Genomic DNA, 1,720 nt, shown 5'->3' on the forward strand with positions numbered 1-1,720 from the left:
ATGATCTTTATCCAACCGTCGATAGAAACAACGGGTATGATGCCGCCGCCTCTTTTAGGGAATGCATAGATTTCTTTAGTTAAAGGATTAAGACCATAAGTATTGGCAACCGAGATAAAAGCAGCAAATTCTTCATCAGAGAAGTTATGATTAATACATGTTTTGATAATTGTTTGACGAAATTCATCATGAGAAAACCCATATTTGCTTGCCATGGTTGTTAAAGGAGAATTTGTCATGTTGGTTTCCTTGATTTGCGCGCAATTCCCCCGTGGCGTGAATCACGCTGGTGTTTAAAAATGGTTGGTTGTTAGAAAGTGCTTATACGCTCTGTCTTTTCCTAGGGATATGTTCGGCTTTTCTACTATAACTAATATGTGTGTTGCCTGAAATACATGTGTTACCACATACAACAGCTTCACCACCAATATGAGCTTTTTCACAAATTTTGGCATTGCCGTGAATTTCGGCTATTCCGTAAACTTGCGCATTATCGAAAATATGTGCATTGGATTCAACACAAGCGTTTCCAAAAACATTAGCATTTCCATAAATACGTGCATTACATGAGATACGTGCTCGTCCAAATACTTGTGCATTCTCATAAATTTGAGCATTACTGCAAACCTTTGCCCTATCCCCAACCCAACAATCGCCCTCATGAGAGAGGTTACCTTCATGCTCTATAAAACCACCAAGATCACCTTTCTTGACCTTTCCAAAGTCTCTCAGTGCACGAATGCGGCGGAGCGTTCTGCGCCCAAACTCAATTGTTTCATCAGTCATTTCGTATTTTTTTTCCATGGTTTATTTCCCTTAATGCATGTTTTGTTTTTTAATCTCTTGAGACAACACACCAATTCCTTTTGCTGTGATTTTTGCGCAAGGAATGACTTTTTCTATTCCACTTGCGGTTTGAAGTGTAATGGTGGGACAATCCATTAGTCCTTTTTGGATTTTATCCTGATAAGGCAATAAGCGATCCCCGAAAGTGCGTCGATACACCCATCCTTTTTTCTGTAGGAAGAGAATGAATTGTTTTGGTTGCATTTCGAGCACTTTAGCGGCTTCAGTAAGACTGAAGAGCCCATCAGAGCGTTGCAAGCTTTCCAGAGCCATTGCTTTTGGTTTTAAATCTTCAATGATGATGTCTTTACGCTCATTTTCATTTTTTAGATGAGTTAATACACCTAACATTACTTGTGGACTTGAGTAATCGATTTGTGGTGTAACAACTTGCTTTGCACGCCGCTCGCATTCAATAAAATATTGACGGGCTTGTTTTCCTTTTTCATTACGCTCTACCATGGAAAGTTCTTTTGCCATTTCCAAGGTGAGATGATAATTAATTGCAATAACAGATCTAGATTTTGCGCTCGCCAAATTTGGTGACCGCAAATCTTGTGTTTTTACAAAGTCTTGTCCTTCTATAAAATTGTATCTGCTAATACGGTCCTTAATCCAATTGGAAAAGTCTCGTTTTGCTTCTAAGAATGCGTGCAAGTCACGAGCATTGACTGTCTGAACGCTTTCTTCGTTAATGGTGTTATTTGTAATAGTGATAGGATTATTCATAAGTTTACTCCATCCGATAATTTAATAAGAGGAAAGAGGGGGGCGCTTTTAAATGCGCCCTTAAGAATTTTTAAAGCACATCACAAGGACGCAAACGGTGTTGTTTTTCGTAAGAACCATACATTGCATCATCATATTCGCGCTG

General features: G+C 39.0%; 3 protein-coding genes. All 3 read right to left on the reverse strand.

Annotation, left to right across the window (positions count from 1 at the left end; all coding sequences use genetic code 11):
- Positions 1–239: recombinase RecT (locus ACFIL3_RS09980; protein ID WP_375682208.1), on the reverse strand; the 239-nt coding region annotated here is incomplete at its 3' end.
- Between the two features lie 82 nt (positions 240–321).
- Positions 322–804: a hypothetical protein gene (locus tag ACFIL3_RS09985; RefSeq protein WP_375682209.1), complete on the reverse strand. Its 483-nt coding sequence runs from the start codon at positions 802–804 to the stop codon at positions 322–324.
- A 12-nt stretch (positions 805–816) separates the two neighbouring features.
- A complete protein-coding gene (locus ACFIL3_RS09990) occupies positions 817–1,575 on the reverse strand; it encodes an antA/AntB antirepressor family protein (RefSeq protein WP_375613785.1) in 759 nt (252 codons plus the stop codon).
- Positions 1,576–1,720: the final 145 nt, after the last annotated feature.

The organism is Bartonella sp. CE47NXGY, assembly GCF_042195415.1.
Classification (GTDB): Bacteria; Pseudomonadota; Alphaproteobacteria; order Rhizobiales; family Rhizobiaceae; genus Bartonella.